Source organism: Saprospiraceae bacterium, from assembly GCA_016716185.1.
Taxonomy (GTDB): domain Bacteria; phylum Bacteroidota; class Bacteroidia; order Chitinophagales; family Saprospiraceae; genus Vicinibacter.
This window is the reverse complement of sequence record JADJWV010000002.1, coordinates 1,294,236-1,320,277: the sequence shown is the minus strand read 5'-3', so window position 1 is coordinate 1,320,277 and position 26,042 is coordinate 1,294,236. Positions and strand designations below refer to the sequence as shown.

The following is a 26,042-nucleotide window of genomic DNA, read 5'->3' as shown; positions in this document are numbered from 1 at the left end:
ATTAAATACAAAATCAAATAAATGTGAAATACCACACCCTTATACCCGCTGAATTAATACCCTATGCTGAAAAGTTTATCAGCCACTACGATGAATGGTTACAAGCTTACCGTGCAACAAGAGAGATACAGAACAGCACGGATGTCAAACATGTATTCACATATAATTTTCCACGTGATGCCGAACAGGCATTTGCAAATAAATATGAAACCTATCGAAAAGAGCTTGAAATTGAAGGTTCACTAAATTGAAAACTAAATTCTTCTCGGAATATTCACGATACAATGATATTAAAACAAAAAATGAAACCTAATGAAATCGAAACTAAAAATATTTTCCGTGTATGGGAAGAAAGATTTTCTTGAACAGATAATTCATCTCAGATTCTAAATAAAGCTTACCGATAAATAAATTATGAATACCAAACCAAGATTATTTATTGGATCAGCATCAGAGTCAAAACCAATTGTAGATGCACTGATAAGTAAGTTAGGCAAAACGGTAAATGCTGAGCCTTGGTACAATTCTTTTCCACAAGGCGAACATACACTTCAATCATTGGCCAATAAAGCAACCGATACAGAATTTGCAGCATTTATTGTTGGTAAGGAAGACACGACTGAATCAAGAGAAGTTGCCACCAGTTCACCCAGAGATAATGTAATATATGAAGCAGGGCTTTTTGCCGGCCATCTGGGAGTTTCCAGGGTTTTCCTGCTTATAGCGACTGGTACGAAGATACCTACTGACTGGCTTGGCTTAACCACAATATTTTATGATCACAAAGGTGAAAACACAATAAAAGATATTCAGAAAGCAGCGCAAATAATCCGGGATGCATTAAATAGTTGGGTAAACAAAACAAAAATTTCCCTTGAATATTTAATACTGGGCCATTGGTGGCAGTATGTGATTAATGAAGATGCGGGTTCTGTTTTGAGCCTACTGTCGATCACCCGTGCATTAAATAGTAAGTTATATAGAATTGATGGCGAGGCATGGACAAACAAAGGAAAGAAAATTGCAAAATACTGGAGTCGAGCCACAGATTTGGACATTAAAAATCGAAAATTTTTCTACTATTGGGAAGGAGATCATTCTCATGATCCAAACATACCAAAATATTTAGGAGTTGGAGAAATTGTATTTGATGATGATCAGACCTATACAATAAATCGAGCAAACGGCTGGTATTCTGAAACTCCTTTAACAGGCCAGAAAATACAATTAGAAAATCTTCTGAGTATTTCAGGGCAAGCGAACAAGACTTTCAAATATTGAAAGGTGATGAACCTCACGCTAAAAAGCTACTTATTGCTAGCCAGCTTGATAGATTAAAAGCATTCTTAGTATCCTAATTGCAATTGCATATAAATACAAACAGATTGTAAGAGCTAAATTATGGCCTCCTATTACATGAAAATCAGTTTGAAGAAAGATTATAATTACCTTGCTCCAGATGGTTCAGAAATCCGATTGCTGGCAAAAGTAAATGCAGTTGGTATTTGTCATTGTACTTTACCTGTTAGCAAAACATCTGCTGCGGTGAAGCATAAGACAGTTGAAGAAATCTGGTATTTCATTTCTGGAGAAGGTGAAATGTGGCAAAAAGAAGAAAATGACGGTTTACCAGTACCTGTAAAAAAAGGCGATTCTGTCAATATACCTAAAGGGAACAGTTTCCAATTTAGAAATCTGGGAAAAGAGCCATTATGTATTATCATAACAACAATACCCAATTGGCCGGGTGCAGGGGAAGTAATTTCGGTAGCTGGGTATTGGAAAGAACTTTTTTTTTAATAACAGCCTTGTAGCATTTAAAATTGAAGATATTAAATAAAGGGGACTTCTAAATATTCATAAAAATACCTATCTTTTGGGAAAAATTCTATATGGCCAAAATCATTACACCAAAGCAACAACTTGAGCTATTTGAGTGGGATGCGCTTGTTGAAAAACTTCGTTCTTTTGATAAAGATCCATTAGCTAAGCTTAACGATTACATCAGATTTGAATATTTTCGAAAGGAGCTGGAAAAAATTGTTAAAAGAACGGGAGAAGGTCCCGGCAGGCCATCTTATGATGTAGTGATGATGTTCAAGTTATTAATTGTTCAAAGAATATATGATTTAAGTGATGAATCAATGGAATTCCAAATAGCAGACCGGACAAGTTTTAAATTATTTTTAGGAATACGAGGAACGGATCAGATTCCTGACGCAAGAACAATCTGGTCGTTCAAGAATGAATTGAGTTTAAAGAAGGCGGATAAAAGGTTATTCAAAAAACTGGATCAACTATTACACCAGAATAGGGTAATAATAAATAAGGGTAGTATTGTAGATGCTCATATTGTAGAAAGCGAAATTAACCGCAATAGTAAAGAGGATAATGACTTAATAAAGAATGGGCAAATACCACAAGAATGGGAGGACAACCCAAATATTGGAAGACAAAAAGATTCCGATGCCCGCTGGGTAAAGCACCATAATCGCAAAGCCTACGGCTATAAAGATCATGTGAAGATCGATAAAAACACCAAACTGATTACCAACTATGAAATAACCCCTGCGAATGTTTATGATGGTGAAATGACGGATGTATTGATAGAAAAACGGGATAAAGGAAAACGCTTATATGGAGATTCGGCAAGCTGGGATTTCCGAGAACGAATCCGGAAGAAAGGGATGATACCTTGTATAAATCAGAAAGGAAGAAGAAACCGTCCATTAAACGACAGGGAGCAAGACAGAAATACGAACTTATCAAGAACACGTGCACGAGTTGAACATGTATTTGGTTGTATCACCACGATGTTTGGAAAAATGAAATTACGATGCATAGGTAAAGTAAGATCTTCTTTTCAAATTGGACTGACAAACATAACATATAATTTATTCCGGATTATCCAACTAAAAAGAAAAGTAGCATGGGCATAGTGTGCCCGGAACTGAAAAATCACAAATAAATTCACGAAATTGTTGAAAACCGGATCGAAATTGTTGAAAAACCTTGCTTGCAAAAGCTCCATTCTAGCCTTTGAAGTTTAAATGAATATCATTTGAACAAATGAAACGAACTTTTTTAATAAATAGAAGTCCCCTTTATTTAAAATTATAAACTAATTTTATGGCTAATCCAATTACACCACTTAAATTAAAATTGTTATTAGGTTTCAATTTAGTTTTTGTTGCTATCCTCGGAATTTCATTATTAAATGTTTTAAAGACAACCGAGAAGGAGTATCTGAAACCAATTAAGACCAATGCTAAAGAGCAAAATGATCAGAGACCAAGAGATGTTAGTACAGCTCCTGCAGCTACTCCCCAAAATGCAAGTGGTCAGGATACGGGGCAAGCTCAAAAACTGGAAGAAACAAAACCAAACGAAGAAAAGAAAAATGAAACAGAAAATCCACAAAAGGAGCCCGTTGATTCAGGGGTTACATTTTACTCAATTGTTTTATTAATGCTCATTTCAGGTGCATTGGGTGGTGTTCTCTGCAACTTAAGAGGATTCTTTATGCATTACCGGGCAGATGATATAGGTTTTCCGGCTAATTTGGAAATACCATATTATGTAAGACCTTTTATGGGTGCCGGCGCCGGACTGTTTATCTATTTCGTTGCTAATTTTCTGATTACCTCCATAACAGTTCAGTATTTGGCAACCAATGTTCCTTTTCAGGGCATGGTTTCATATGTTGCACTATCGATGTTGGCTGGCTTCGGGTCTTTGGAATTTTTCCAACGATTAAAAGAAACAGCTTTGACTCTGTTTGGACAGAAAGCAGAAAAAGATCGTTGGCAAAAACTTGAAGATTTATATACTATGTTCAAAAAGGGTGTACTTACTGAAGCGGAATATAATAATGAAAAAACGGAATTATTAAAATCTTTTTCTGACGCCGAATTATCCAACCTGAGAATGAATGCAACTCAGAATAAATAAAACAGATTCGGACAAAAAATCACTTAACCTTTTTTATAATTATAAACACCAAAGGTATTCTATACCATTAATTAACCATTAAAATAAAAAGTCATGAAAAAGACAAAAAAATCTGATAAATCATCAAGCCGAAAACAAAACCTACAAGGAACGCCACCTTTAAACACACCTTTTTATTGCTCCATGGTAAAGATACCTGAGAGGAATTTCGAGCCTGAGGTGAGCGCTCACAGGATGAAAATGATTATTATGAATCAGTCCAAATGGGTAAATGGAACAAAACTTAAATATTATTTCTTCAAAGGTGGAAGTGACGGCTCTCCGGCATCCTGGAAAGGAAGTACGGCACAACGTGATGTTGTGAAAAAAGCATTTAATAAATGGAAAAGCTTAGGAATTGGTCTTGAATTCGAAGAAGTTCATGATAAAAATGAAGCTATGGTTAAAATCGGATTTTTACAAGATGGCTCAGCATGGTCGTATGTCGGAAGAGATATTCTTAAATATGCGGCATCTCCAAATGAAAGGAGTATGAATTTTGGGTGGGACTTAGTGAGCGATCCAGATACTGCATTACATGAAATTGGACATACCTTAGGTGCACCTCATGAACATCAAAATCCCAATGCCGGCATTGTGTGGGATGAAGAAGCTGTATATAATGATCTTGCAGGATATCCTAATTACTGGAGCAGATTAACTACTTATGAAAATATAATAAATAAATTATCACTTAGCGAAGTTGAAGGGTCAACACATGATCCGAATTCAGTAATGCACTATCCCTTTAAAGCTGGTCTGATAAAATCTCCAGAAGAATTTAAAAATGGAATACAGCCTGCAGGCGGGCTTTCACAAAAGGATATTGAATTTGTAAAAAATTCTATCCACCTCTGGTTCCTAGTGATTATCTCGAACTGAAATTATCAGAATCTCAATCTATGAATATCAGGCCTGGAGAACAAAAGAATTTTAAGTTCAAACCAAACCGGTCTAAAAAATATACAATACAAACTTATGGAACAATGGACACGGTAATGGTCCTATTCGAAAAAACACCGACAGAAGAAATTTACTTATCAGGTGACGATGATAGTGGTACCGATAGCAATTCCAAGATAACAATGAGACTGATTAAAGGTAGAGAGTATATAATAAGGGTAAGATTGTATTATAAGGAGACCGAAGGTGCTGGATCGCTTATGATATATTAAAGAGATATAATAATTATCAAATAAATTTTAAGACTTAAATTTTACAAAATTTTATTAGTCCTTTAACCAGTACTCAACTGTCTAGTATAAATTTAAATACCCTCTCAGCTACAAATAAAAAGGTTTATAGAAAGAATTTTAAAGTTTAATTTCTTAAGGAACCTTACATAATGAGTTTTCCGGCCAAATTGAGCCATTAATTCCAGGGCAAACTCAGCCTCCCATTCCGGGGCAAACTGAGCCACTTCAGGTACTATGATTTAAGACCTATTTTGAAGTAATAATTACTACAAGTTGGCCAATCAAATTGTATCTATGCAAAAGCTCAAATAACTCTTAAAATTGACTTTGGAAGTCTTATCTGATCGCCATATCGGTCAACTTACTAAAATGTCAAGTCATACTGATGATAAAATGAAGTAGTCACGAAATAATCTGACAATTTGATAATTTTGTAGCTCAATAATTATGACAAACAATAATTCTGAAAACTACCCAAAAAACGTTGATATAATATCAGGCCGAATCCTGCTTGGTCTAATTGGATTAATTGCTTTTCTTTTACCTGTCATTTTGTTTTTGGCAAGTATCATCTTTGATGACTGCCAGGAAATTCAAACAACGATATCAGCTTATTACCATACCAACTCACGTGATGGTATGGTAGGGATGATTTGTGCTTTATCTTTTGCTTTTTTCGCTTACGAAGGCTATAGCGACGATAAAAGTGTGTTTAACGATTCACTTATTGGTAACTTGGCTGCTATTTTTGCTTTAGGAGTGGCTTTTTTTCCTACAAGCGTTGATGCAAGTTCATGCATTCAGGAACTTGATAATAAAATATTTGGAATCGTGCATAACGTATCAGCCATATTATTATTTCTGACCTTGGCTTTTTTCTGCATTTTTCAATTTACAAAATTAGACAGCAATACCTATTGCTTTTCAAATTGGAATAAACTATCTGATAAGAAAAAATCAGTTAACCGCTTTTATATATTTTGTGGCATACTTATTCTTATATGTATGTTAGTCTCTGGTATAATTATGAATTTAAATGATGAAAACTCTTTCAAGAAAAGCATTAGTACTTACAAGCCCATATTTTGGTTAGAAACCTTAATGTTATGGTTGTTTGCCGCAGGCTGGTTGAGGAAAAGTAAGTTTTTGGGGATGTATGATAATAATAAATTAGAATAGAATGATCTACCCTATTAAACAAATCGCAATGCCTCATTATATCAGTTCAATAAACGATTACAACTTCACCACCTTCCCCACAAACCTCTCCCCTCCCCTTCCTTCAATCGCCACCATATAAACCCCCGCCGGCACACCCCGAAAATCAATAATTAACTCCGAATCACGACTCCATTTCGCTTTCAGACGGCGGCCAAAAACATCGATGAGTTCAATGCTCTTTATTTCAAACAGCGGATCATACAATTTTATCTTCGCAAAATCTAAAACGGGATTGGGAGAAATTTCAATGAGATCATTTGTATATTCGGTTTCTGATTTTATGTTCGTCACCAATGGTAAACCAATGGTGTGAAAATCGGTATTGGTCTTTACCGGCTCGTTGAAGTCAAAATAGATGGAGGCCTGGTTGTTGATTTGGGAATTGGGTGGCAACTGTTTTTTCGGTTTGATTTTGTATTTTAAAAAGCCATGAGATTCCGTTGCATTGATGTTTGAATCCGGAAGCATAATGTCTTTAAATGCAAAGAGCATCTCATGTCCATCGATGAGGCTCATGGCGTAGGAATGAGAAGAAGCTCCCAATGTCAGGGTGGCAAGATCTAAGTTGGACGATTTAAGATCGTTCACAACAATGACGTTAAACGCCGTATCGGTTCCCGTATTTTGAAATCTGATGGTGTACTCCAATTCTTGTTCGCTTTCGATTCGCTTTTCTGTGGTGATTCCCAGGGGTCGTCCTATGATGTCATTGGGATCATAACTGCCTGTATTTTCCATGCATTCGCGGTCATAAAATGGCTCTTCTTCATCATATGCATTTTTTATTCCGGGATTTCTCAAACAATTGTCAATTAATGTCTGACTGAATTTGTTGTATGGATACGATGCCTCCTGCTGCGCTGAAAACATTTGCTCTTGATCACTGCTCTGCACAGTATATTGCCTGCTTTCATTGGCTTGTAATTTAAAAAAACCTGAGGCTATAGTTTGGACCTTATTGTTCCCGGTCTCCAGTAATTTCCAGGAACGATTTTCCTTCATAGGCACCGCACTCAAATTGGTCAAGATCAATAACGTTGAATCTCCATTGCAGTTTGCAGATGTTTTTACAATGGCGGTAGAGCCCGTGATACATCCATCCTTAGCCTGTATGCTTGCTTCCACACAGAGTTCCTGTCCGATTTTTGCATTGCAGGATACGAATACCGTGATTGCAATTTTTCCTACAGAACCTAAATGTACATCTCCAAGTTGGAACTTCAGTGTATCTCCACTCACCATAACATTCGTTTGATTGGATCTTATGTATTGCAGGTATGGATCCAAAATCAACTCTATGCTTGCATTGGGTGCAAGGTCTGTTCCAATATTGCTGTAGTGTATATAAATCGTAGATTCAAAACATCTTCTCAATCCTGGGATGCTTAGATCCAGATTCAACAGGTGGCATTCCTTCAATATCTGTAAACCAAGTTCTATGCTTTTGCTTAAATCCAGCGTAGCTCCATTCAATTGTTGAACACAGGCGTGGTGATATGGACTGATGTTGCTTGCTTCCAATTCAAAAGCTGCAGGTGGAGCTTCAAAATAAAATGCGCCAGTGGGATTTGAATATAAAAAATAAGAACTGTTTCCATCCCTGATGCTAATCTGACGTCCGGGATATCCTATTTCAGTGGCATCCAACAAACAGTTTTGATCGTCGTCTTTAAATAAGAAGCCATGGGCAAGTTTTCTGTCCGAGCTCGGTTCGAGTAAGCGGTAAAAAAAACAATTGCCCTGGATGTATATTCTCTGATCATCGCCCAGAAATATATAAGTCTCAGAATCACCAATGTCATGATAAAGGGAGAAACTCTGGCCATTGTCAAATGATCGGTATATATCTCCTTCCCAGCCTTTTAATATCAGATCTCCCTTGTTGTTGATCCAGATATGTTTATCCTCGTTGACATATACAGGACTAAATACCGTAGATTTAAACCAGCTTAATCCTGCATCATAGGATTGAAACAAATCTATATTTCCCGTGTCGTCCTTGTGAACAAAATATACCATCGACGGATAAGGACAGTGAAGTGTGCTTACCGGGTCCGGAAAGTTTCCGGTTTTGAACCAATGGTCTCCGTAATCTTGAGAACGATAAACTGATTTATCAACATTTATCACCAGTATTTCATCGGTGATAATAGGTTGCCCAATGCTTGCGTTCGCTACAGGAATTGGAATCTTAACCCATTTATCCCCGAGATCTGTGGATCGATAAATATCGTTACTGTTTGAAAAAAACAACATTTTATTGGAACTGTTGCAAGTCATCCCATTGAATATCCCCGTTGCATTTTGATATACCAATTTTTTTTGATCGGTCGTTAAATTATATTTGTATATATTATTTCCATCGGCATAAAACAAAATGTCGTCTAGTGTACACATAGACTTTATTTTAGAATAAGCATCGCCGTATATCCAATTTTTCAATTGGTGAATCAACTTGTAATGCTGTCCTACGTCTCCAGTATAAAAAATTCCATTGTCCTGTAAAACGATAAACCGATCAATGGAAAGGTGTAAAATATCCCTGACCACTGCTCCCTGTATTCCCTGATTTGCTAGATCCCAATTCACTCCTTCATCTTCCGATCTGTATGCAGCGGGTTGGTATTGCTTGGTTCCAAACAAAACTCCAAAAGATGACTTAAACAATTTGTCGATGAAGAATCCACTTGTGTTTGTAAATGTTTTCCAGCTGGCCCCTTCATTATCAGAGTAATAATTGGCATTGAATTTATAAGCGATCAGCCGACCGGAATTGGTCTGACAAAGATGCACCATCCGCTGACTATTAATTGATACATTGGTTTTGGTTCGCAATACCCCTTGATTGGAAAATACCCATACGTATCCATGACCTGCTACATAAATTCTGTTGTTGAGACCACTAAACATACGCGGTAATTCCACTCCGGAAAAACGATCTTTGTGCCAGCTGGTCCAACTCTGACCCATGTTCTTCGATTGCCAGATTTCATTATCTGAACAGATGTAGAGATTGTTCGTGGTCGGGTCCTGATAAAATACTATCGAAGATCCGTTCACATTGTTGATAACACGAATCCAGGAGGCGCCCCGATTGATACTCCTATAAACAGTGGAACCTGATAATATAAAAAGATTGTCTAAAGAAGTTCCACTCAGGTAATTGAATACAGGCCAGGTGGTGGTAGAAAATGGGGTCCAGTTTTCACCATCGTCTTCAGAATAATATGCTTCTTTATTATATCCGCTCAGCAAGGTGCCATCTGCACAGATGTCGAATTTTGAATCCTTAGAAAAATTAAGTGCCGTGATCGACTCCCAGGATTTTCCTTCGTCGCGGGATTTATAAAGTCGGATGTGCGTGCAGGAGTTGTAATAATTGAACAAGACGTTGTTCTTCCCTTCATAAAATTGTCCCGCCATAGAACCTGGAATTTCCAACATCCGATCAAGCGTAAATGTTTGGGAATTCAATTTTTGGAATGAGCTACAGCAGCTGAATAGACTTATCCCTAATGCAAATATCCATCTCATGGTAAGTATTTAATCAAAACCTGAAATTAGCAAAAACGTTCAATTAATTCCGCTTATAAAGGCAGTGGATAAGTAATGGCTGATCAAAATTAATAAATGTTTCTCACTTTGATTACATTTTGAAGAAACCAGCAAAGAAATTATTGCAATTCGGAAATAATGGAATCCGCACATTCATTAACATAAAGACAACTTGGCTAATGCGTTGTGATCTTATCCTAAATCCTGAAGCACCTTAAAGTTTAGAAACGGTGCTATTATCTATATGATCATAATTTTAAGGAAAGAAATTCAATCATTTGAACGCATGTCAACTTAAAGCAGCGTTTTTAAATTTGAAATCCTCTTACCTGAAAATGGAATCCAGAATGAAGTATGGCATATTTATAATATGCTTGTATTTTATACCAACTTACACATTGAAATCACAATGTTCGCCACCAATGGCTGAAACTTGTGATGAGGCTTTCGCAATCTGTTCACTGTCCGAGTTAAATGGTTATTCCTGTAATAATCCAAGTTCAGTCCCAAGTTCTTGCTCTCCTCTTTGCTCTAATGGCGGAGTGGGACACAATACAAGCTGGTGGGCATTTGTATGCAATGGTGGTGAAGTATCTATAACATTAACAATTGGATCATGTACAAATGGTCAAGGACTACAATTCGGGATTTGGGGGGATTGTACCTGTGGGGAGGATATAGTATGTAGCTCTATTCCCTGTGTACCACCTGGTAGTGTTCAGGTCATTAATGCCCATCTGAAGGCATGTAAAACTTATTATTTATGGGTTGACGGATGTAGCGGTGATGTTTGTGATTTTACAATAAATACTCCACCCGGGGGACCCCCTGTTCTACCTGAATTAGGTACTATTAACAATTTGAAGAGGAAGGATACAATCGACGTATGTATTGGGGCATGTCAAGTTCCTTTTTATGTAAATGAGAATGCCTATGGATGTTTTCCAACTTATGTATGGACCTGTCATGGAATGCAGGTCGGTGGAAATGAACGTAAGATATTATTGGATTTTCCTATTGAGGGTGACTTTGAAATTTGTGTCTCAGCTTCTATTGGGAATACAAAAAACGGATCCATTTGCCAGAAGTCTGGTCCTGAATGTATATGGGTAAGAGCGAGGAAAGCAACCGACAGGATTGGATCTTTGCGAACATTATGTTGGGAGCAAGTGTATGTGGATGGATACAAATGGCATGATCAAAACATAACAGGCAGTGGTATATATCGTCAATTGATTATTGATTCCAATTGTTGCAAGTTTGATTCTATTGTAGAATTTAAAGTTTTGGATAAGCCGATTGTCGAAGATGTGTTTCATATTTCTTTCAGGAATAATCCATTTGTAGATGCCACAGGCAAAGCTCATGATCCATGTGTGGAAAAGATGTTGGTTAAAATGCCGGCAGGAACAATTCTTAATCAATGTGATAGTTCCATTAATCTAACTTCAGTAAATATTGATCCTGATGTCCGTTGGCAAGGACGTTGCAATGACGGAAAGGTTGAACTAATACCGGAGATAATATTTTATAATCTCTGCCATTTGGGAGAGTCGATCCAATTAAGCTACAATTGGTACTTAAAGAATGATCCATTCCGTAGAACCATTAATGACAAGTCCAGCTTGATCATAGATGCTGTGAATGAAAGTTATTGTGTTGAAATTAAATACAACGTCACCATTGGCAATTTAACCAAAGATTGGACAGTAGTATATTGTGAATCCATTCAGGAGGATTCATTTATTAATACGACCCAGGAATTATTCCTATCCGCATGCGATTCATTATTGTATAAGGGGATATGGTATACCGTATCGGATACATTAAATCTACCGATTGATACCGTTTCAACTTGTGAACACAAAATAAGAGTTCATCTGAATATATTAAAAAGTAGCTCTACAGACTTATTAATAACAAGTTGTGATTCCGCCTTCATAAATGGAATTAGCTATACGCAATCCGGAAATTTTACCCAGAGATTGAAAAACCGCAACTTGTGCGATAGCATATTAAACTTAGATCTGGAAATTAATAAAAGCTATCATAACAAGTATAGTATTTCATCCTGTGATTCTATAATAGTCGGAAATGAAAGGTATTTTGCAACTGGAAATTATATCCAAAAGCTCCAAACATGGCATGGATGTGATAGCCTTATTGATCTTGAGCTCATCATAAGCAAAAGCAGTAGAACAGACACGATGATGGAAATTTGCGATTCTTTAATGATCAATGGTATGGTGTATCGCGAAAGCGGGCAATATATAAATTATTTGAAGAGTCATTCCGGTTGCGACAGTCTGTTATATCTTGATTTGACTGTCAGGCCAGGAAATAATGGCACTTTGCATGCTGGTAACGATCTAACGGTCTGCCAGGGCGACAGCATTGGTTTGAGGGCTGAGTTTTCTGGTAATGCTAAGTATTTATGGCGGAGTTCACATGGATATTTTTCATCCGTTGACCAACTAACTTCATTGTATTTAGCCACTTCACCCGGAGCAAACCAAGTTTATCTTGAAGCCTCAGATGATTGTAATTATTGGATCGATAGCCTTACCATTCTGGTGCATCCAAAAACACAAATTCAGATTTTGGGCGATCCATTCATTCATGCCTGTACTGAATCCATTTTTACTGCTGTGGGGGGACTGAATTACCATTGGACCCCTGCGAATATTGTTGAATGTCTGGATCGTACTTGTAGCAAGGTATTATTAACAAAGTATAATGAAAGTACTGTGCTCACCGCCGATGCAAATGAACCCTGCACGATTCCTGCGAGTATAAATCTTGTAATGGAACAGACCACTTCAGACATTTATGTTCCCAATGTTTTCTCACCAAACGGCGATCAGATCAATGATATTTTTCTTCCTGTAATAACCATTGATCGGATCCATAATTATAGTCTGAATATATACGACCGATGGGGTACACTGTTATTTGAAACTTCAGATTTGAATAGCGGTTGGAATGGGGTCTACCGGCAAACCCATATGGAACCTGCTGTATATTCTTACTTGATTCAATATTATACTTGTGATCATAAGAGGATCATAAAATCAGGAGATCTTACCCTTGTCAGATAGAATTGGACAAGTAAAATTTGATCTTTTCATGACAATTTTTTGTTATTGACAGATTCGTCCAAAACGATCATCGTAAATTATCATCCGGGTTTAGATGAATACAATTCTTCCGGAAACAAGGATTTTGTCAATGCCAAATATCTAAATTTCCTCCAGGCTCTTGAATCCAAAAAAAATGTGAGCCCATACTTTTTCTATAAATCTCCGGAAGGGACTGAGCGTTTTGACAAGCGTATAAAATGGTATCCTGACATAAAAGAACATATAGAGCGCCATTATTTTCCTCGTCATTATCCTTGCGGCAGTTACTTAATTGTTTATCCCAATAGAACATACTTTCTCTACAAGGGGGAATATGATATTTTAGAAATTTTAAAGCAGATCTAAGTCCAATTTTAATGTGGACTTCATGAACAGGTTAACTTATAGCGTCCTTAAAAATATTTCAACCCCCCTCCCAACTCCATCTCCACCAAAAACCCCTGCTTTAATTCGTGGAGTTCCAGACACACCACTTTCCGGTTTTTCCAGCGGACTAATTTTGCAGTGTAACCTTTGAGCATACCGGATGAAATCCGGATGATCTCGCCTGCAGACGTCCAGGGCACCAATCCCCCCTGAATGCTGAATGGCAATGCCGTCTTCATCATTTGAATTTCATCGTCGCGGAGCGTGGCATCCCTGTTTTCATATCGCAGATAATTCATGACGCCTCTGCAATGAAATACAGTTTCCCGCTGGACGGGTTCTGTATGTACAAACAGATAATTCGGAAATGCAGGGATCAGAACTTTTCTGATGCGATCGCTCCACTGACGGTGCTCCGTCAGGGTTGGAAGAAAATGCTCGATGCACAAATGATCCAGCTGCTTCTGCACACAAAATTCGTGCTGACTGCGGATGCGGAGTACTTTCCAGGTTTTCATAACTACCGTATAGTGATTTAGAAAAAAACTTACAATTTTTTTACTATCACTATGCAGTCCCTACCCCACTTAGTTCCTACATATTTTAAATAATATACTTTTGGGAATCAAATTTAAATCCCCCTTTATCTATAAGTCCAAATTTACTCCATTGGTTATCGCAAGTTTCACAAGTCAATTTCTTTAAACGGTTGTGAGCGGTCTGTTGCAATGAAAATCCGTAGCTGCAAATTATGCATACTAACAGTCTACTTCATTTATACCAAGTATTGAACCTATAAAATCAACCTTTCCGACGGGATCGTCTTCTTCCTGAATTCTCTAAAATTTGGTCTTTCTGGTCTTCATCTTCCGGGGATGGTTGGTTTGTGAGACGAAGTTAAAATTTTAAAGATTAGCTTGTATGTTTTTTGATGAATTTTTTTTTATGATAAAGGGAAAATAGCAAAACCTGGGGTTGCTTTGCTTTTTCCATGGTAAAATTGATTTCCCCGAGACCGTATCGCTCGTGTAAAAGCAAACGATGCTTTCAATTCAACTCGTGTGATTGAAAACTAAACTTTAGCTTTCGAATCCAAACTACTGGACTTAGACACTTTGAAATCTAATTTTCTCAAAAAGATGAATTACAGCCTTAACCAAATCTGCTGTTGATCTGAGAATCTGATAGTGGTTTTGTCCAAACATTTGCGGCAGGTAATATCGTGCCTGCGCTTCTACAGTCAAAGCATAATCGTTGATTCGTTTTTCTCTGGACTCCCTTAGTGCCTGTTTGACATCGTGAAGTCCGTATTTGCCTTCGTATTTATCGTAGTCGTTTGGTTTTCCATCCGACAGTAGCAACAACCACTTGTTGGCTGACGGACGAAGCGACAATAGATTGCTGGCATGCCGCAATGCCCCGCCAATGCGGGTATAACCGTTGGGCTGGATCATCCCTACTTTGTATTTGGCGAGCTCCCATCGTTCGTCAAAATCTTTGACCATCTCAAAGCGAAGACAATTTCTGGTGGAGGAGTTGAACGACGCAATAGCAAAATCAACATGATATTCATGAAGAATTTCTCCAAAAAGAATGGCCACTTGTTTTTCGATGTCAATCACCCGGTTCCCGTCAGCATAACCGTCGCTGGATAAGCTGGAATCCATCAAAATCATGATGCTCAGATCTTTCTCGAGTTTGCGATCTGCAATATAAATGTTTTCTGAGGGCGACACTCCCGAATGTATATCTGTATAATAATCCACCAGTGCATCGTAATCCAACAGGGAACCGTATTGTTTTCTTTGCTGCTGCATCCATTTATTGTGAAAACTCGCAAGGGTCTTCCGAATGCCCGTTAGCAATGCTCGATGATCGGTCAGAGTCTGATGATAATAGGAATGATCTGATGCGGTTATCCGCCTGGGATAAACTTTACAAAAATCCTCCAGGTATTGTTTCTGGGTATAATTCCATTCCGGATAAGTAATGCAGAAATCCGAATCTTCAGCGGTCTCCACATCTGCTATGTTTGTATTCTCAATAAAGTCCGCCTGCAGGACACTGTGCACCGGATCATCAGTCCGCACCGTGAGCCTCATATTGAGTTCATCAATCGCATCCTTATGGCTGGACAAGTCATCATCCCCGTCGAAATCGCGCCAGGTTCCGTTAAACTCTTCCAGTGTTTCCACTTTTTCGAAATTGTGCGTCAGTACGTAATCTTCCTGCGCCTTTTGATCGACCAAAATCGATTTGATTTCTTCTACTGCTTTGGCTTTTAAAACCGATTTAGGATCTACACCCGGTAACCGTTGTTTGTCTGATGGGGTTTCCAAGCTTAATTGTTTTTCATCTACCCTATCTTGCACAGTTTCCATCAATTTTCCATAAAGAAAATGTTTGTGGGTTTCATAAAAAACATCGCCTTTCATCTTCATGTCTTCGACAAGTGACTGGTACAATTCCATAACCAGAGGATATTGGATTTGCATTTCTGCGAAAACCTGTTCTGAAAGTTTCCCGGCCTCATTTCTCGATCCTTCTATTTCAGATTCAACGACTTCATTTTTTTCGCTCAAAGGAATACCCTGTTGGATGGATAAATAAAATAAACGGTAGAGGTAAAATCCAATATTTTTTTCTACGGCATCAAACCAGGAAATACAACGAGGTAAAAAATAATTATTGCCCTTACAACCACCCTCCTCATCAGCCGGATAAATTTCTATTGACAAACCTGTGAGGAGCCTTGCAATCAGTGTGAGCCTGGAGCGAATAGATTCCAACTCAATCCGCTGAAAACGTTCTGACTCCTTTGTGGTTTTTCTTTTCTTCAGGTATTTTGTAAACCACGAATAGATGATTTCGTCGAGATCCATACCCTAACTTAAATTAACAGATCAGCTACATCTGCAATGGCTTGAATGATTTCTGGATCGTCACTCAGGGGTTCTATAATGGCAACGCGAACCGCCAACCTTTTAGGCAAACCACTGCAAATCAATTTTGCAGCATCCACCATCAATCGCGTAGATGCAGTTTCAGCAAGTCCCAGTTCTTTTAAATTCCGAATCTTGTTGCCAATTTTAACAAGCGCTTTTGCAGTTGTCAAATCAATTTTCGTCTCATTGACCAGAATTTCTTCCTCAATTTCCGGTACAGGATAATTAAAACTCAACGCCACGAATCGCTGACGTGTTGAGGGTTTTAATTCTTTGAAGCCACGTTGATAACCGGGATTAAATGAAGCCACCAACATAAACTCAGGATGTGCCTGCAAAGTAATACCCAGTTTATCGACAAATAAACTGCGTCGGTGATCGGTTAAAGGATGAATCGCAACAATGACATCTGGTCTGGCTTCGGCAATTTCATCGAGATAGAGGATCATCCCTTCCTTCATGGCTTTGCACAAAGGACCATCGACCCATTCTGTTTCTGCACCTTTGATCACGAATCGACCAATCAAATCGGTCGATGACGTTTCCTCATGACAGCTTACTGTGATCATGGGCTTTTCCAATTCATAAGCCATGGCTTCCACAAATCTCGATTTCCCCGATCCGGTAGGTCCTTTTATTAATAAGGGAAGACGCTGACTGAAGGCCATTCTGAAAACTTCCTGCTCCTTCCACACGGCACGGTAATAAGGTTTATTCACCATATGCGACATTCCGTTCAAAGGTCTTGTATTGACTTCGTTTATCATGCATTTATTTGTCGAATGAAAATGAAAACAACTTTGGATTGATGTGCACTCCAACCCAAGCCCAGTAGTTGAAGTTATCTTTGCTTTTCCCACGCAGGGCTTCCATAGTTTCGGTGGCCAGCATAACCGAAAACCCACCGGTCAATTGCACGTTGCTATACAATTTATACGCCATCGAAAAATCAACTTCCGTTCCCAGATATTTATCCAGAGTACCCAGGTCTTCAGCGGTCAAAAAATAATGGGGCTCCAGTTTCATGCTGAATTTATTTGCTTCGTATCCAATTCTCATCATCAGGTCGGTCAATCCTACGCTGTTGAAATTATTCCCAACATAGAAGTAATCCATATGTCCGTTAAATTTATGGTTGGTGCCATACAAGGGACTGAATGATTTGGATTCATCGGATGTGTCGTTGGTTGACTTTCCGGACAGGTATTCTATGCCTGCCCCGATCATTAAACTACTTACCGGTTTGAAGGCAACATTTACCGCATAATAGGAAGCACTCAGGTTTCGTTGATACAATTTTCCAAACTGCCAGTAAAGTGATGCATCAGCGCTAAATTTTCCTTTCCCATAATTCAGTCGCAATCCTGCTGTTTGTGAATATTCTATCTTTTGCTCGACATTCACAAAATTGGGGTAAGCCAAGCCATTGTTTAAAAATAAAGCACTCAGACCAAATTTCTTTTGAACGTCCAAATGATACCATAAAAATTGCATTGATTTGTATTGATTCAGGCTGTAGGTGGTCCTGAATATAGATTCTCCGCTGTTATTATAAGCAACGCCTATTTTAAGATGCTGGTTGGAATCGCATTTGATGAGCAACAAAGCCGCATCGTGGCTCCGCCCTTGCATCGTCCAGTCCACATTGCCAAAAATGCGGTGATCATCCAGCACAATTTCCTGCCGACCAAGTTTCAAAGCAAAAGTCTCATTGAATTCGACTTCGCCATATGCTTCGTGAAAGGCATTTCCAAAATCGCTTTTGGCATTAGTCAACACGTCTCCCCACACTCTGAAATTTTGAGGCGCAATTCTCACTTTTAATTTATGGGATTTAAAATCAAAATTCAGACGAGTTCTTTGCAAAATCAAACCTACACCCTGCACGGAATCGGGAATCAACTGCGAATACCCATGACGTTGCTCAAATCTGAATCGCAAATCCAGATTGGAAGTGAACTCTTGTGCCTGCAATACATAACACCAGCATAATAATAATACCAACCCAATTTTTTTCATTTGTTTAAAATTTTATATTGAACATTAAATAATAGCTGCGGCCCCAAAGTTGCAAATTTGAGGAATGCGCTTCACCAGTATCCCGGAATGTTTCGATATTTTCTACATCAAATATATTTTTTACGCCTAACTGCAATTCCAGTTTTTCAGAAAATAAACTCTTTGCTATGTTGAATTCCATTTGATGAAAATCTTCCTTGTTTACTTTAACCACTTGTTGATTTTCTATCAGGTATCCCGGAACTTTGCCGTTGTATTTGTAGTTTAACATGAACCGGAATTGAATACCCGGCAGAGTGTAACGCACAGCTGTGGTCAGCTCCGGTGCGTAATCAAATGTTTGCAGGTCATAATCGGCGGATAATTTATTGTAACGCCCGATCAAGCCAACACCCGTTTGGAATGACCACCTTTGTCCTTCTTCATGAATAAAACGAGCATTAAAACCCAATGAGCGATATTGCTCGATGTTGATGTAATTTCTAGAATTGTTTACCAATTCACTCAGCACGATCAAATCGTCGATGTGGTTGTAGAAAATGTCCGACTCCAGCCGATCATCGCTATTCATACTCCAAATATGATGAACCGAAAAGTGATTGGAAACTTCGGTCTTCAAATCCGAATTTCCCAAAATGGTATAGGTCGCCGGCCCTGCCGCCACTTTGAAATTCAGAAACAGCTCTTTGATGCCGGGTGCGCGAAAACCTCGCGACAAACCCAATCTGAAAACTTGTGAATTGCCCAGAGTCCAACGCCCATTCAAAGCAGGCACTACCGTCGTTCCGTAAACATCGTTATTTGAAATCCGGAATGCCGGTTGCAATTGAATGTGCTTACCTATTCGCGCTGTGAGCGAAGCGAATCCTGCCGCAGTAAAAATAGTCTTACTTGAATCGACGATCCGCATACCTTCGTTGTTTTCGCTTTGCAACTCCAACCCTATGGACCAATTGATGGAACGATGTTCTTTGGTTTGAGAAAACACTCCGCGCAAATGCATTAAATCAAAGGTTTCAATATTCTCATCCCGCGTATCGGTTTTCGAAGGTGTTGAAGATCCGGAAGTCAAATTGATATTAAAATTATCGTGAAATCGCTCGTATTTTTGGTATGCCGCAGTCAGATCCACAAAATAACCCGGCTTGAGCATTCCATTGAATGAAATCTGATGATTAAACCGACTTGTGCTGTACTCCACATCCGTCAAACTCTTTATCCCGGATCTGGAGACCAGGGTATCTCCCAGAGAAAATAACTTCTCATTAAAAATGGAGCCTTGATAAGCAAGGTTCATGGCAGCCCACCGATAGGTATAATTGAAACCGGCATTCCATTGATTTCTTTCCTCCCAGTCTTCGACGCGGCTTGCAGTTCCTGTGCTGAATCCATCAAATGCATATACGCCTCCAAATACTGCAACCTGATGCCGACCATCCTGGAAGGCCAGGCGTCCATTTACCTGATTGGCGTTGGTCGTTTCGCGATAAGCTGAAACCTGGCCATTCCATTTATTTTCGAATTCCTTTTGAGTTATCAAATGGATCACGCCTCCCAGGGCATCGCTGCCATAAAATACAGATACCGGCCCGCGTATCATTTCAACCTTACGTACGTTCGTTAGTGGTATCTGGTGTAAATCGATGATCCCATTCAATCGCCCGATCACCGGGACACCATCCACTAAAATTTTAATATTTTCTTTGGAAATACCTTGCATTTCGATGCTGGCACCAAAAACCGAACGCTGCGAACTATTCAAACCCAGCTCTTGCACGATAAGCTCGCGTAGATTCACAGCACCGGATGATTGGATCTGCCGGTGGTTGATTACGTGTACTTTGTAAATGGCATTCTTGTCTTTGGTAGGCGAAGCCTGGGCGGTAATTACCGTTTCACCTAATTGATATTCTATAATGCTGTCTTGCTGCGCGAGTAATGGCACTCCATAAGTGCAAATACATGACATCAGTAGCCAATGCGCCAATACCTTCCTCATACATTAGTGATTGAAATTTTAAATAGAGGGAGCAGCCTTGAAACTGCTCCCCCAACTACTGTCTTTTAATACACGTCTGCGACCGTATTATTCACATTAAATTTTCCTGTTGGATTCTCCACCCAATCGCCAGAAAACATTTTTTTCAATTTAAGGGTTTTGTCGTCGTATATGAGCAGCGCACTCTTTTTTCCCATGAAAACGGAAATCCATACTTCATCCCCTGCCATGTTGTATTCCATATGCACCATTCTTCCGTGAGCTCCATCCGGCATCTGTATTTTTTTCTTGAAGTCAAGAGAATTCACATCAAATACATACACTGCAGAGTTTAATGTAGAATCCGGATTCAATGCGCGATCTACCCACAAGTTCTTTGATTTGGGATGTGACTTTAAAAACAGCGCGCCTCCTCCGGTTCCAGGCATTTGTGAAGTCTTGACTACAGTCCATTGATCAGGCCCCGGATTGGTTTTAATAAATGAAACTGTATTGTCTCCCAGGTGACACGTTGCCCAGAGATTCCCATATTTGTTCTTAATATTTGCACCGCGACCCGGATGAGGAGTTTTTCCTACGTCAACTATTTTTTCCAGCTTTTTGTTGGGCACATCGATGACGACCACCTTGTTATTGGCATTGGCCGCTACGAGAAAATACTTACCTGTTGATTCAAAACCTCCATCATGTAAAAAACGGGATGTAGGTATTTTTGAAATTCCGGGATTTTTCGGGTCGGTATAATCGACCAACCACACCATTCCGGTTTCCTTCACATTTACTACCCACAACGGATCTGTATGAGAAGCAACAATAGATGCCACGCGAGCTTCTTCAACAAATTCTTTTTCGCCATCGCATGCTTCACCACTCGTATGGGTTACACTCAAGGGTTCCAACGTGAGTGCGTCGAAAATCACAAATTGTGACGGGTTGTAACCTCCGCCAATGATGTACTTATCAATGAAATCGCCTTTTGGCCCTTTGTATTTACTCACATCTACAGAACGCGCATCAAATGCTGTTTTTACTTCAGCTACTACCTGAGGAACGTTAGGATATAAGTCGATCATCGAAATTTTTCCGTCGCGGCCAATGGAATAGAAATAACGACCACTGGCAGAAGGTCTTAAGATGTGTACGGCAAATCCCGTTTTTAAAACTGCCAATTGCTCCTTGGTATCTCCATCGACAATCGCCACTTTGCCTGCATCCCGCATAATGACACCAAAATAATTTTTAATGTTTCTCTTATGTTGCGGGGCCGTTGGGCGCTGATCGACCGGAACGATGAGGTTCCAGGTGGCTTTGATATCGGCCATTTCAAGTGGTGGAATGGCAGGGGGTTCTACTTGCAAAAAGCGAGTCAACAGTTCAATCTCCTCGTCCTTTAAGATACCGCGCCATTCGGGCATCCCATTAGGTGTTCCATTTTCGATGAAAGCCCTTAATCCTACAGAGCCCAGGGTTTTAGTGGCCGCATATTTTCCATCGCCATCGGGCAACAAGGAAGGACCTGTAGCTCCTTTGCGTTTTGCACCATGACATCCGGCACACCGATCGAAATAAATGTTGGCTGCAGTTGCCATTTCGTCTTCCGAAATATCTATTTGAGGTCCGGCCGATTTGCCTTGTGAAGCTTTTATGGCTTCTTCAGAAACTTTGTACTTTGATTCCTTTTGCTTACAGCCTGTCCAGGGAGTGATGATAATTGCCAATAAAACGAGTGATAAAATTTTTATTATAAGATTTTTCATAGTTGATGATAAATTAATTTTTTAACGGATTTCAAGCGCTTCGTCAGTAGGTTTCCCGTAACGAATAAATTCATAGATAAACATGCATATGCCTAATGTAAACAGGCAAGCGGTTAAAACCAGAATGAAAAAGTGAACCTGTATTTCTTTCTGTGCATCACCGAATTCCATACCCATGATACGTTCCATATATACTTGTCCCACCCCGGCGGCAGCGAATGCGGTGGTCATCCCGATCATGCCAATGTTGGATAACCAGAATGCCAATGTGCTGTTGTTGGAGTCGTAAAGTTTTCGACCGGTCATGTTGGGCATGGTATAACTGATGATGGCCAAGACGATCATGCCATAGGCCCCCCAAAATGCAAGATGACCATGCATGGCCGTAACCAATGTTCCGTGCGTCCATAAATTTACCTGAGGCAGGGTGTGAGCCAGACCGAGCAATCCTGCACCTACAAAAGAAACAATGGCGGTGCCCAGAGTCCACTGCAAAGCAACTTTATTGGGGTGTTTCTTTTCGCCTTTGCGGTACATGGCAATGGCAAACAATGCCATACCTAAAAATGCAAGTGGCTCCATTGCTGAAAATATTCCACCAATGATCAGCCAATATTTTGGCGTACCGATGTAGTAATAGTGGTGACCCGTTCCTAAAATTCCTGAGATGAAGGTCAGACCAACGATGACGTACAACCATTTTTCGATTACTTCCCGGTCGACTCCGGTAATCTTGATCAACAGGAATGCTAAAATTCCTCCCATAATCAATTCCCAAACCCCTTCAACCCAAAGGTGAACCACCCACCAACGAAAAAATGAATCCATGGTTTGATTATCAAACCAAATCATTCCGGGTAAATAAAGCAAGGCTGCAAAAACCAAACCCATGGTCATTACCAGAGAAGTGGTCGTTTTCTTTTTTCCTTTGTATAAGGTTGCGAGAATTAAGCCGAGAAACAATAAAACATTGACGACAACCAGATAATCCAGAGGTCTTGGTATCTCCAGGAATTTTCTTCCTTCCCAATAATTAAAATGGTAGCCTGCCACAGCAGCCACCCCAACTACGGCCAGAGAAATCAATTGGATGTAAGCCCACTTCACGCTGACCAATTCATGCTCTGCTTCTTCCGGAATGATGTAATAAGCCGCGCCCATGAATCCCGACAACAGCCATACAACCAGGAGGTTGGTATGAACAGCACGCGCCGTATTAAAAGGTATAAAATCGTGTAATCCATCAAAGCCCATATGTGCAAAGCCCATGATGAATCCATAAATAATCTGAAGGCTTAACAAAAGCATCGAGAATGCGAAAAACCAGTAAGCCACTTTTTGTGATTGATATTTCATAATACAGGGATTTTATTGGTTTTGTGTTGTTTTGAATTTCGGTTTTGGAGGAAAGCCATTGAGGTCTACCGTATTGGTCCACTTAAAAAATTCTACCAAATCGTTTGCGTCGTTTTCGGAAAACCCATAGGCGACCATTTTCCTTCCACGAGGTGACCATGGCACTTTTGAGGTAAGTACTGTTTTAACATAAGCATCTCCCCTCCGATCAATAACGCGCGTTAGTTCGGGAGCATAGTATGCACCTTCTCCAAAAATAGTGTGGCAACCCATGCAGTTGTTGGATTCCCAAAGATGCTTTCCGCGGATTACCTGATCGGTAAGTCCTGCTTCGTTGGTTTGTTTAGGTACTTCCTGAGCTAAAGTGTGCCAGGAAAGACCCAGGAAGACCACAAATGTGACAATGGTCCCCCCTAAGAAAAACGTTCTTGCTTGACTTTTAGATAACATAATTTAGGATTTACAATTAAAGAATTAGGATTAATTTATCTTATTTATAAACAATTGGACACTTTTGTCCAATTTAAAATCAAAAATTTTTTACTGAATTTCCAATCGCAATCGACCCGGTTGTTGAAGGACTTCCTCCAAGGTCACGTTCAACAAACTTTCATGAATTTCTTTGCGAATGGGTTTATACAAATGATGAACCGGGCATGGTTTTTTATCTGAACATTGAGGGAGGCCTAAAAAACAATGATCGAATAATTCACTTCCTTCAATCGCATCGATGATATTTATCAATCGGATTTTTCCAACTTTTGATTTTTCCAAAGTAAAACCTCCTCCTCCGCCCCGGGTGGATTGGATAATATCTGCAGCCACTAATTTTTGAAGGATTTTGGATGTGAATGCTGCGGGTGATTTAATGGAATCTGCAACTTCCTGCAAGGTGACGCGTTCACCATTTTTTGCTTGTTGACAGATGTAAATCAAACTCCTCAACGCGTATTTACTAGCCTTTGACAACATACACCATTTTAACAAAATTTTAAGGCATTTAGTTTCTCAAATCGGACAAATTTGTCCTATTCACAAAAACAATGCTATTTGTATTTTTAAATCCAAGTATAAACATTTGTTTTTCTGCTTATTATAAAATTAAGGGGACTTCTATTTATTAAAAAAGTTCGTTTCATTTGTTCAAATGATATTCATTTAAACTTCAAAGGCTAGAATGGAGCTTTTGCAAGCAAGGTTTTTCAACAATTTCGATCCGGTTTTCAACAATTTCGTGAATTTATTTGTGATTTTTCAGTTCCGGGCACACTATGCCCATGCTACTTTTCTTTTTAGTTGGATAATCCGGAATAAATTATATGTTATGTTTGTCAGTCCAATTTGAAAAGAAGATCTTACTTTACCTATGCATCGTAATTTCATTTTTCCAAACATCGTGGTGATACAACCAAATACATGTTCAACTCGTGCACGTGTTCTTGATAAGTTCGTATTTCTGTCTTGCTCCCTGTCGTTTAATGGACGGTTTCTTCTTCCTTTCTGATTTATACAAGGTATCATCCCTTTCTTCCGGATTCGTTCTCGGAAATCCCAGCTTGCCGAATCTCCATATAAGCGTTTTCCTTTATCCCGTTTTTCTATCAATACATCCGTCATTTCACCATCATAAACATTCGCAGGGGTTATTTCATAGTTGGTAATCAGTTTGGTGTTTTTATCGATCTTCACATGATCTTTATAGCCGTAGGCTTTGCGATTATGGTGCTTTACCCAGCGGGCATCGGAATCTTTTTGTCTTCCAATATTTGGGTTGTCCTCCCATTCTTGTGGTATTTGCCCATTCTTTATTAAGTCATTATCCTCTTTACTATTGCGGTTAATTTCGCTTTCTACAATATGAGCATCTACAATACTACCCTTATTTATTATTACCCTATTCTGGTGTAATAGTTGATCCAGTTTTTTGAATAACCTTTTATCCGCCTTCTTTAAACTCAATTCATTCTTGAACGACCAGATTGTTCTTGCGTCAGGAATCTGATCCGTTCCTCGTATTCCTAAAAATAATTTAAAACTTGTCCGGTCTGCTATTTGGAATTCCATTGATTCATCACTTAAATCATATATTCTTTGAACAATTAATAACTTGAACATCATCACTACATCATAAGATGGCCTGCCGGGACCTTCTCCCGTTCTTTTAACAATTTTTTCCAGCTCCTTTCGAAAATATTCAAATCTGATGTAATCGTTAAGCTTAGCTAATGGATCTTTATCAAAAGAACGAAGTTTTTCAACAAGCGCATCCCACTCAAATAGCTCAAGTTGTTGCTTTGGTGTAATGATTTTGGCCATATAGAATTTTTCCCAAAAGATAGGTATTTTTATGAATATTTAGAAGTCCCCTTAATTTCCAATTTGAATAACAAGACATTAACAACTATTGATAAATTAGCTATAGTACAATTGCATGCCTGTGTAAAATTCGTGAATATAAAATGGTAAACAAGAAAGCGTTTGCAGCATCCTTATAATTC

At 39.0% G+C, this 26,042-nt stretch carries 19 protein-coding genes and 1 pseudogene; 9 read left to right on the top strand and 11 right to left on the bottom strand.

Features of this window, described 5'->3' with window-relative positions; all coding sequences use genetic code 11:
* Positions 1-23: 23 nt before the first annotated feature.
* The 7 genes and pseudogenes from IPM34_06940 (at position 24) to IPM34_06910 (ending at position 6,365) form a co-directional block, all read left to right on the top strand.
* Complete coding sequence (locus IPM34_06940; GenBank protein ID MBK8955275.1) at positions 24-251, top strand: hypothetical protein; 228 nt, start codon at positions 24-26, stop codon at positions 249-251.
* Between the two features lie 163 nt (positions 252-414).
* Positions 415-1,281 carry a nucleotide-binding protein gene (locus IPM34_06935; GenBank protein ID MBK8955274.1) on the top strand — a complete coding sequence of 289 codons (867 nt, stop codon included), beginning with the start codon at positions 415-417 and terminating at the stop codon, positions 1,279-1,281.
* 135 nt (positions 1,282-1,416) lie between these two features.
* Complete coding sequence (locus IPM34_06930; protein MBK8955273.1) at positions 1,417-1,800, top strand: cupin domain-containing protein; 384 nt, start codon at positions 1,417-1,419, stop codon at positions 1,798-1,800.
* 92 nt (positions 1,801-1,892) lie between these two features.
* Positions 1,893-2,939 (top strand): IS5 family transposase, encoded by a 1,047-nt coding sequence (locus IPM34_06925; protein MBK8955272.1) that lies wholly within the window; start codon positions 1,893-1,895, stop codon positions 2,937-2,939.
* A gap of 190 nt (positions 2,940-3,129) precedes the next feature.
* Positions 3,130-3,951 (top strand): SHOCT domain-containing protein, encoded by an 822-nt coding sequence (locus IPM34_06920; GenBank protein MBK8955271.1) that lies wholly within the window; start codon positions 3,130-3,132, stop codon positions 3,949-3,951.
* Between the two features lie 183 nt (positions 3,952-4,134).
* Positions 4,135-5,165: pseudogene (locus IPM34_06915) on the top strand (hypothetical protein).
* A gap of 468 nt (positions 5,166-5,633) precedes the next feature.
* Positions 5,634-6,365: a hypothetical protein gene (locus tag IPM34_06910; GenBank protein MBK8955270.1), complete on the top strand. Its 732-nt coding sequence runs from the start codon at positions 5,634-5,636 to the stop codon at positions 6,363-6,365.
* A 57-nt stretch (positions 6,366-6,422) separates the two neighbouring features.
* On the opposite strand, the gene IPM34_06905 is transcribed toward IPM34_06910, so the two are convergent.
* Positions 6,423-9,941 carry a T9SS type A sorting domain-containing protein gene (locus tag IPM34_06905; GenBank protein ID MBK8955269.1) on the bottom strand — a complete coding sequence of 1,173 codons (3,519 nt, stop codon included), beginning with the start codon at positions 9,939-9,941 and terminating at the stop codon, positions 6,423-6,425.
* A 335-nt stretch (positions 9,942-10,276) separates the two neighbouring features.
* Between IPM34_06905 and IPM34_06900 the strand changes: the two genes are divergently transcribed.
* Both IPM34_06900 and IPM34_06895 read left to right on the top strand, forming a co-directional pair.
* Positions 10,277-13,060 (top strand): gliding motility-associated C-terminal domain-containing protein, encoded by a 2,784-nt coding sequence (locus IPM34_06900; protein MBK8955268.1) that lies wholly within the window; start codon positions 10,277-10,279, stop codon positions 13,058-13,060.
* Positions 13,061-13,105: 45 nt separating this feature from the next.
* Positions 13,106-13,447 carry a hypothetical protein gene (locus IPM34_06895; GenBank protein MBK8955267.1) on the top strand — a complete coding sequence of 114 codons (342 nt, stop codon included), beginning with the start codon at positions 13,106-13,108 and terminating at the stop codon, positions 13,445-13,447.
* A gap of 47 nt (positions 13,448-13,494) precedes the next feature.
* Here the strand turns inward: IPM34_06895 and IPM34_06890 are convergent, their stop codons facing one another.
* The 10 genes from IPM34_06890 to IPM34_06845 form a co-directional block, all read right to left on the bottom strand.
* Positions 13,495-13,986 (bottom strand): UpxY family transcription antiterminator, encoded by a 492-nt coding sequence (locus IPM34_06890; protein MBK8955266.1) that lies wholly within the window; start codon positions 13,984-13,986, stop codon positions 13,495-13,497.
* Positions 13,987-14,574: 588 nt separating this feature from the next.
* Entirely contained in the window at positions 14,575-16,350 is a 1,776-nt protein-coding gene (locus IPM34_06885; GenBank protein ID MBK8955265.1) for a VWA domain-containing protein, read from the bottom strand.
* 8 nt (positions 16,351-16,358) lie between these two features.
* Positions 16,359-17,135, bottom strand: a complete 777-nt coding sequence (locus IPM34_06880; protein MBK8955264.1) for a CbbQ/NirQ/NorQ/GpvN family protein — start codon at positions 17,133-17,135, stop codon at positions 16,359-16,361.
* A 49-nt stretch (positions 17,136-17,184) separates the two neighbouring features.
* Positions 17,185-18,432, bottom strand: a complete 1,248-nt coding sequence (locus tag IPM34_06875; protein MBK8955263.1) for a hypothetical protein — start codon at positions 18,430-18,432, stop codon at positions 17,185-17,187.
* Between the two features lie 4 nt (positions 18,433-18,436).
* On the bottom strand, positions 18,437-20,431 hold the full coding sequence (locus IPM34_06870) for a TonB-dependent receptor (protein MBK8955262.1): 1,995 nt from the start codon (positions 20,429-20,431) through the stop codon (positions 18,437-18,439).
* A gap of 65 nt (positions 20,432-20,496) precedes the next feature.
* Positions 20,497-22,188 carry a c-type cytochrome gene (locus tag IPM34_06865; protein MBK8955261.1) on the bottom strand — a complete coding sequence of 564 codons (1,692 nt, stop codon included), beginning with the start codon at positions 22,186-22,188 and terminating at the stop codon, positions 20,497-20,499.
* A 21-nt stretch (positions 22,189-22,209) separates the two neighbouring features.
* Positions 22,210-23,544, bottom strand: a complete 1,335-nt coding sequence (locus IPM34_06860; protein ID MBK8955260.1) for a cbb3-type cytochrome c oxidase subunit I — start codon at positions 23,542-23,544, stop codon at positions 22,210-22,212.
* A gap of 12 nt (positions 23,545-23,556) precedes the next feature.
* Positions 23,557-23,994 (bottom strand): c-type cytochrome, encoded by a 438-nt coding sequence (locus IPM34_06855; GenBank protein MBK8955259.1) that lies wholly within the window; start codon positions 23,992-23,994, stop codon positions 23,557-23,559.
* Between the two features lie 90 nt (positions 23,995-24,084).
* Complete coding sequence (locus IPM34_06850) at positions 24,085-24,516, bottom strand: Rrf2 family transcriptional regulator (GenBank protein ID MBK8955258.1); 432 nt, start codon at positions 24,514-24,516, stop codon at positions 24,085-24,087.
* Between the two features lie 297 nt (positions 24,517-24,813).
* A complete protein-coding gene (locus tag IPM34_06845) occupies positions 24,814-25,860 on the bottom strand; it encodes an IS5 family transposase (protein ID MBK8955257.1) in 1,047 nt (348 codons plus the stop codon).
* Positions 25,861-26,042 lie beyond the last annotated feature (182 nt).